General features: G+C 73.9%; 7 protein-coding genes. 5 read left to right on the top strand and 2 right to left on the bottom strand.

All coding sequences use genetic code 11. The features are described from left to right. Window positions 1-277: hypothetical protein (locus tag HLB15_RS21375; RefSeq protein WP_212760194.1), on the bottom strand; the 277-nt coding region annotated here is incomplete at its 3' end. A 409-nt stretch (window positions 278-686) separates the two neighbouring features. Here HLB15_RS21375 and HLB15_RS21370 point away from each other — a divergent pair. From HLB15_RS21370 to HLB15_RS21350, 5 genes are all read left to right on the top strand, one after another. Further along, window positions 687-2,027 carry a bifunctional o-acetylhomoserine/o-acetylserine sulfhydrylase gene (locus tag HLB15_RS21370; protein ID WP_171108467.1) on the top strand — a complete coding sequence of 447 codons (1,341 nt, stop codon included), beginning with the start codon at window positions 687-689 and terminating at the stop codon, window positions 2,025-2,027. A 134-nt stretch (window positions 2,028-2,161) separates the two neighbouring features. Then, window positions 2,162-3,352: a homoserine O-acetyltransferase MetX gene (gene metX, locus HLB15_RS21365; RefSeq protein WP_171108465.1), complete on the top strand. Its 1,191-nt coding sequence runs from the start codon at window positions 2,162-2,164 to the stop codon at window positions 3,350-3,352. A gap of 40 nt (window positions 3,353-3,392) precedes the next feature. After that, the gene (locus tag HLB15_RS21360; RefSeq protein WP_171108463.1) at window positions 3,393-3,833 is read left to right on the top strand and encodes a VOC family protein; all 441 of its coding nucleotides are present in this window, start codon (window positions 3,393-3,395) and stop codon (window positions 3,831-3,833) included. A 78-nt stretch (window positions 3,834-3,911) separates the two neighbouring features. After that, entirely contained in the window at window positions 3,912-5,138 is a 1,227-nt protein-coding gene (locus HLB15_RS21355; RefSeq protein WP_171108462.1) for a YncE family protein, read from the top strand. A 10-nt stretch (window positions 5,139-5,148) separates the two neighbouring features. Further along, a complete protein-coding gene (locus HLB15_RS21350) occupies window positions 5,149-6,108 on the top strand; it encodes a zinc-binding dehydrogenase (protein ID WP_171108460.1) in 960 nt (319 codons plus the stop codon). Between the two features lie 19 nt (window positions 6,109-6,127). On the opposite strand, the gene HLB15_RS21345 is transcribed toward HLB15_RS21350, so the two are convergent. Continuing rightward, window positions 6,128-7,019, bottom strand: an 892-nt coding sequence (locus tag HLB15_RS21345; protein ID WP_212760193.1) for a restriction system modified-DNA reader domain-containing protein, incomplete at its 5' end; no start/stop codon positions are given.

The raw sequence follows: 7,019 nt of genomic DNA, 5'->3' as shown, positions 1-7,019 counted from the left end.
CCGCCACCTGGGCCGCCTCGAGCCCTGCCCGCAGCGCCGCGAGCGCCGCCTCGGCCTCCTGGACGTCGAGCGCCCCCGCAGCGACGGCGTCCCGCGCCGCTCTCGCGTCCTGCTCCGACGGCGCGCCCGTCGGCCGGACGGGGGGCGGGTCGGCCTTGGCGACGGGGCCCCAGGGGATCACCAGCCCGAGCGCGAGCAGCGCCGCCGCGAGCGCCCGCAGTGCGAGCACCACGCCGAACCCGTGGCCGTCGGGGTGGCCGTGTCGAACCTGCCTCATGATCCCCCTCCCGATCTGCGCCGGGACGGCGTGTCGCCTTGCGCAGATCCTGTGAATCACTCCGGTGTCACCGCACCACTGTGACCCGCACCCTCCGATCGCGCGACCGGAAGGCAAACCCTCACCCAAGGCCGCGCGTTGTCCGGGTCGTCTCATTTTCGAATCTCAGGATTCAAGACACGGGTTTCGGGGTCGCTCGCGGCCGTCTACGGTCACACCCATGACTTGTCGAATGTGTTGCCACTGACCTCGCGCACGTTCGCCTGCCCTCGGCCGTCCGGCCGGACCTCCGCGTGCGCACCGTCCGCCGCGGACCCACCTCCTGATGCGCAGGCCCCTCGGGGGCACGCCGCGGCACGTCTTCGCCAGATCGCCCGACAAGCACCCCGACACAGGAAGCAGGACAGCCATGACGCAGCAGCCCCACTGGTCCTTCGAGACGCGCCAGATCCACGCCGGCCAGGAGCCGGACCCGGCCACCGGCGCCCGCGCGCTGCCGATCTACCAGACCACGTCGTTCGTGTTCCCCGACGCCGGGGTCGCGGCCGACCGGTTCGCCCTGAAGGACCTGGGCCCGATCTACACCCGCATCGGCAACCCGACGCAGCAGGTGGTCGAGGACCGGATCGCCAGCCTCGAGGGCGGCGTCGGCGCGCTGCTCGTCGCCTCCGGCCAGGCGGCCGAGTCCCTCGCCCTCCTCAACCTCGCCCAGGCGGGCGACCACGTCGTGGCGTCCGCCAGCCTCTACGGCGGCACGTACAACCTGCTCCACCACACGCTGCCCAAGTTCGGCATCGAGACCACGTTCGTGAACGACCCGCACGACCTCGACGCGTGGCGCGCCGCCGTCCGCCCGAACACCAAGGCGTTCTTCGGCGAGACCATCCCGAACCCGCGCGCCGACGTGCTGGACATCGAAGGCGTGGCCGCCGTGGCGCACGAGGCGGGCGTGCCGCTCGTCGTGGACAACACGGTCGCCACGCCGTACCTCATCCGGCCGTTCGAGCACGGCGCCGACATCGTGGTGCACTCCGCGACCAAGTACCTCGGCGGCCACGGCAGCGCCATCGGCGGCGTGATCGTCGACGGCGGCCGGTTCGACTTCGGCGCCGACCCGGAGAAGTTCCCGGGCTTCAACACCCCCGACCCGAGCTACAACGGCCTCGTCTTCGCGCGCGACCTCGGCGTCGACGGCGCGCTCGGCGCCAACCTGGCGTTCGTGCTCAAGGCGCGCGTGCAGCTCCTCCGCGACCTCGGCGCCGCGATCTCACCGTTCAACGCGTTCCTGCTCTCCCAGGGCCTGGAGACGCTGTCGCTGCGCCTCGAGCGGCACGTCGCCAACGCGCAGCACGTCGCGCAGTGGCTCGAGGCGCGCGACGACGTCCGCGTCGTCCACTACGCGGGCCTGCCGAGCTCGCCGTGGCACGCGAACGCACAGAAGTACGCGCCGCGCGGTGCGGGCGCGGTGCTCGCGTTCGAGCTCGACGGCGGGGCGGAGGCAGGCCAGGCGTTCGTGTCGGCCCTCGAGCTGCACTCGAACGTGGCCAACATCGGTGACGTGCGCTCGCTGGTGATCCACCCGGCGTCGACCACGCACTCCCAGCTCACGCCCGAGGAGCAGGCGCTGTCCGGGGTCACGCCCGGCCTCGTCCGCCTCGCGGTGGGCCTGGAGCACGTGGAGGACATCCTGGCGGACCTCGAGCTCGGCTTCACCGCGGCCAAGAACCTCCTCGGCGACCAGGCGAGCTGATCGAGGCGTCGACGCCCGGGGCGGGCACCGGAGAACCCGGTGCCCGCCCCGGGCATGTCCGCAGGGGGTGCCCGCAGGGCACCCGCCAGGAGCCCGGCACCCCGGGCTCACCGTCCCGAGCCGCAGGAGATCCCATGGCCGTCACGCTCCCCGAGGCCCCGCACAGCGCCGTCGAGACCTCACGCTCCCGCTCGAAGCCGCCCGTCCCCGCCAGCGGGGCCTGGCGCGAGGACGACGACCCGGGCCACCGGCAGTTCACCGACCTCGGCGCGTTCGATCTCGAGGCGGGCGGACACCTGCCCGCGGTCCGCGTCGCCTACGAGACCTGGGGCACCCTGGCCCCGGACGGATCGAACGCCGTCCTCGTGCTGCACGCCCTGACCGGCGACTCGCACGTGACCGGCGACGCCGGGCCGGGTCACGTGACGGCCGGCTGGTGGTCGCAGATGGTGGGTCCGGGCCGCCCCATCGACACCGACCGGTACTTCGTGGTGGCCCCCAACGTGCTCGGCGGCTGCCAGGGCACGACCGGCCCGTCGTCGACCGCGCAGGACGGCCGCCCCTGGGGCGGCCGCTTCCCGTACGTGACGACGCGGGACCAGGTCGCCGTCGAGATCGCCCTGACCCGGGCGCTCGGCATCGACTCGTGGCAGCTCGTCATCGGCGCGTCGATGGGTGGGCTGCGCGTGCTGGAGTGGGCCCTGCTGGGTCCCGAGGCCGGGATCGAGGTGCGCACCATCGCCGCCATCGCGACGACGGCCCAGACCGGCGGCGACCAGATCGCGTGGGCCAGCCCGCAGCTCGCGGCGATCCGCATGGACCCGCGGTTCCGCGGCGGGGACTACTACGGCGCGGCGGACGACGACGGCCCGCACACCGGGCTCGGCATCGCGCGCCAGATCGCGCACACCACCTACCGCACCGGCTACGAGCTCGACCAGCGGTTCGGCCGCCTGCCGCAGGGCGGCGAGGACCCGTTCGCGGGCGGACGGTTCGCCGTCCAGTCGTACCTCGACCACCACGGCGACAAGCTGGCCCGCCGGTTCGACGCCAACTCCTACGTGGTGCTCACCGAGTCGATGCTGTCCCACGACCTGGGGCGGGACCGCGGCGGGGTCGAGGCCGCGCTGAGCCAGGTCACGTCGCGCGCGCTCGTGGTGGCCGTCGACAGCGACCGGCTGTTCCCGCCCGGGCAGTCCGCCCGGCTCGCGCAGTGGCTGCCCCGCGCCGAGCCGCTGCGGATCGTCACGAGCGACGTGGGCCACGACGGCTTCCTCGTCGAGGCGGACCAGATGGGTCCCATGGTGAGCGAGTTCCTCGGGTAACCGTCCTGCGCCGCGCGCCGGCCGGGTCTAGCGTGACCGTATGGCCAAGCTCAACCCTTACCTCAGCTTCAGGTCGGAGGCCAAGGACGCTCTCGCCTTCTACCAGTCCGTGCTCGGCGGCGAGCTCGACATCAGCACGTTCGGCGGGGTCCCCATGGAGGGGATGCCCACACCCGACGAGGACCGGGACCTCGTCATGCACGGCCAGCTCGACACCCCGGGCGGCCTCACCATCATGGCGGCCGACACGCCGTCCTTCATGGCCTACGTCGCGCCCACCGCGGGGGTGACGGTCGCCCTCACGGGCGGCCCGGAGGACCACGACTACATCAGGGGCGCCTACGAGAAGCTGTCCGACGGCGCGACCCCGAGCCAGCCGCTCGAGCTCGCACCGTGGGGCGACTACTACGGGGCGCTCACCGACAAGTTCGGTATCGCGTGGATGTTCGACATCGGCACGGAAGAGAGCGCCGCCGGGTGAACTTCCGTTACTGAACCCAGCTCCAGTAACCTCGTCGGGCCGGTCACCGCCGACCGGCCCGACGAGAAGGAGCGTCCCGTGACACAGCGCCGTGCACTCTCCACCGCACTCTCGATCGCCACCACGCTCGCGCTCACCGCCGCCGCGGCGGCGCCCGCGCACGCCGACCCACCGCCTCGCGAGGTGCTGTTCGTCGCCAACAACTGGGACGGCACGGCCTCCGCGCTGTCCTCCGGCGCGGACCTGACCCCCGTCGCGCAGGTCGACGTCGTCCCGGACCGCGCCGAGCGGATGCGCGAGATCTACCGCGACCCCGTCCGGCTCGCGGCGTTCCTCGTCGTCCGCGAGACCGTCGGCGAGGGGCACGACCAGCTCGCCGACGACCTGTACACCACGCCCGACGGCACCTCGCTCGTCGTCTCGCGGCCCAGCTTCGCCGACGTCGTCTCGATCAGCCTGCGCACCGGCGAGGTCGAGTGGCGGTTCCGGGTGTCCGGCTTCCGCGCCGACCACATGGCGGTCTCGCCCGACGGCACGCAGGTGGCCGTCTCGGCGTCGACCGGCAACCGGGTGCACGTGCTCGACATCGAGACCGGCGCCGAGCTCGGCTCGTTCCGCACGGGCGACAAGCCGCACGAGAACGTCTACACGGCCGACGGGCTGATCTGGAACATGTCGATCGGCGAGGTGAACAACGACCTCGACGACCCGGCCCTCGACTTCCTCAAGGGCGACCGCGTCATCACCGTCGCCGACGCCGCGACCTTCGAGGTGGTCCGCGAGATCGACATGCGCGACCGGCTCGACGCCGCGGGCCTCGACCACCTGTCCGACGCCGTGCGCCCCGCCGCGTTCAGCCCGGACGGGTCCAGGCTCTACTTCCAGGTCTCGTTCTTCGGCGGGTTCCTCGAGTACGACGTCGCGAGCGACCGCATCACCCGCGTCGCGACCCTGCCGCGCGTGTTCGACGGCCGGCGCACCGACATGGTCAACGACTCGCGCCACCACGGCCTCACGATGCAGCCGACCGGCGAGCACCTGTGCGTCGCGGGCACGATGGACGACTACGCCGTCGTCGTCGACCGGGCCACGCTCGCCGAGGGGCCGCTCGTCGCCGTCGACAAGCCGTACTGGGCGACCGTGACCGGCGACGGCGCCGCGTGCGTGGTCTCCGAGTCCGGCGCCGACCAGGTGACCTCGATCGACTTCGCGACCGGCGAGAAGATCACGTCCGTGCCGGTCGGCGACCACCCCCAGCGCGTGCGGCTCGGTACGGTCCCGGCCGGCTGGTCCGGCGTCGGTTAGGGTCGGGCGCATGCTCGCCGCCTACGTCGCCCGGTTCTCGCCCGACAGCCCCCTGGACGGACTGGAGGTGGGAGACCGGCCGGACCCCGCGACCACGGAGCACTGGACGACCGTGGACGTGCGGGCGGCGAGCCTCAACCACCACGACCTGTGGTCGCTGCGCGGCGTCGGCCTGCGCGAGGAGCAGCTCCCGATGGTCCTCGGCACCGACGCCGCCGGCGTGACCCCTGACGGCACCGAGGTGCTCGTGCACGGCGTGATCGGGGCCGACGGGCACGGCGTCGGGCCGAAGGAGCCCCGGTCGCTGCTGTCGGAGCGCTACCCCGGCACCCTCGCCGAGCGGGTCGCCGTGCCGACGGCGAACCTCGTGCCGAAGCCCGCCGAGCTGTCGTTCGAGGAGGCCGCGTGCCTGCCGACGGCGTGGCTCACCGCGTACTCGATGCTGTTCACGCAGGGCGGCCTCGCGCCCGGCGACCGCGTCCTCGTGCAGGGCGCGGGCGGCGGGCTCGCGACGGCCGCCGTGCTGCTCGGCGCCGCGGCCGGCCTGGAGGTCTGGGTGACGTCGCGCTCGGCCGAGAAGCGCGACCGCGCCGTCGCTCTGGGCGCCGCGGGCGCCGTCGAGTCCGGCGCGCGGCTGCCCGCGCGCGTGGACGCCGTCCTGGAGTCGGTGGGACAGGCGACCTGGGCGCACTCGATCCGGTCGGTGCGACCGGGCGGCACCGTGCTGGTCTGCGGCGCGACGTCGGGCGACGCCCCGCCCGCCGAGCTCACGCGCATCTTCTTCCAGGAGATCCGGGTGCAGGGCGTGACCATGGGCACACGCGAGGACCTCGCGGCGCTGGCCCGGTTCTGCGCCCGCACGGGGGTGCGCCCGGTCATCGACGCGGAGCTGCCGCTCGACCGCGCGGCCGACGCCCTGTTCCGGCTCGCGGAGGGCAGCCAGTTCGGCAAGGTCGTCGTCCGGCCCTGAGGGCGGGCCGGGCCCCGGCTCAGGAGAACCGGCGCGCGAATTCCTCGACGAGGGTCGGACCGGTGTCGCCGATCCGCCAGACGTTCCAGCCGTCGGCCGTGTAGGAGCCCGACGCCGCCGTCGCGGCCGAGTCCGGGTGCCGGTAGCGGGCGCCGTTGGACAGCTCGATCGCGCCGTCGGGCAGCAGCATCGCCTCGAAGTGCTGGCTGCGCCGCGGGCGGGACCACACGATGCGCGTGGGTGTGCCGATCGAGCGGGCGAGCGCCTCGAGGTCCGGGTCGTCCTCCTCCTCGAACAGCATCGGCGTGCTGGCGCGGATGCTCTCGTGCGGAGGCACGGGGCGGGCGGGCGCCTCGGGCGCGCTGGACGGGAACGGGTCGCCGTCGAACGCCTGCTCGCCGTAGCCCCCCTCCGGGCCGGACAGGTAGCCGCCGGACTCCCACGGCCGCGCGTCGGCCGTGGCGGTGGCGCCGGGCGCGGTGCCGTCGGCGTACGAGGAGCCGTAGCCCGACTGGGCGTACTCGTAGGCGCCCTGGTCGTAGGCGGGCGCGTCAGCCGTGTAGCCGTAGTCGTTCTGGTCGTAGGCGCCCTGCTGGTAGGCGGACGGCGCGGGCGCGAAGCTCGACCCGGACTGGTAGGCGGGCTCCGGCGCGTACCGGGGCTGTGTGATGTCGAGGTCGTCCGCCACGTCGCCGTACGACGGCGCCTCGTAGGACGCCGGGGGCTGCCACAGGTCCTCGGGCTCATCCGCCTGCGGCTGCGGGCCCGTGCCGGGCCGGTAGGCCGGGCCCGCGGACGGCGTCGGGCCGGACGACGGGTACGCCGGCGCGTCGTCGGGCTGCGGCGACGGAGCGAAGCGGTCGGTCCGGGAGCGCCGGCGCACGGCGGGCTGGGGCTCGGCGGGGGTGGCG

It is taken from the genome of Promicromonospora citrea (assembly GCF_013004695.1).
Classification (GTDB): Bacteria; Actinomycetota; Actinomycetes; order Actinomycetales; family Cellulomonadaceae; genus Promicromonospora; species Promicromonospora citrea.
This window is presented reverse-complemented; position numbering and strand designations above follow the sequence as displayed.

Excerpts from the sequence above, each read along its gene's own strand:
- metX (WP_171108465.1), top strand. The coding sequence starts at position 2,162 with ATGGCCGTCACGCTCCCCGAGGCCCCGCACAGCGCCGTCGAGACCTCA.
- HLB15_RS21370 (WP_171108467.1), top strand. The coding sequence starts at position 687 with ATGACGCAGCAGCCCCACTGGTCCTTCGAGACGCGCCAGATCCACGCC.
- HLB15_RS21360 (WP_171108463.1), top strand. The coding sequence starts at position 3,393 with ATGGCCAAGCTCAACCCTTACCTCAGCTTCAGGTCGGAGGCCAAGGAC.
- HLB15_RS21350 (WP_171108460.1), top strand. The coding sequence starts at position 5,149 with ATGCTCGCCGCCTACGTCGCCCGGTTCTCGCCCGACAGCCCCCTGGAC.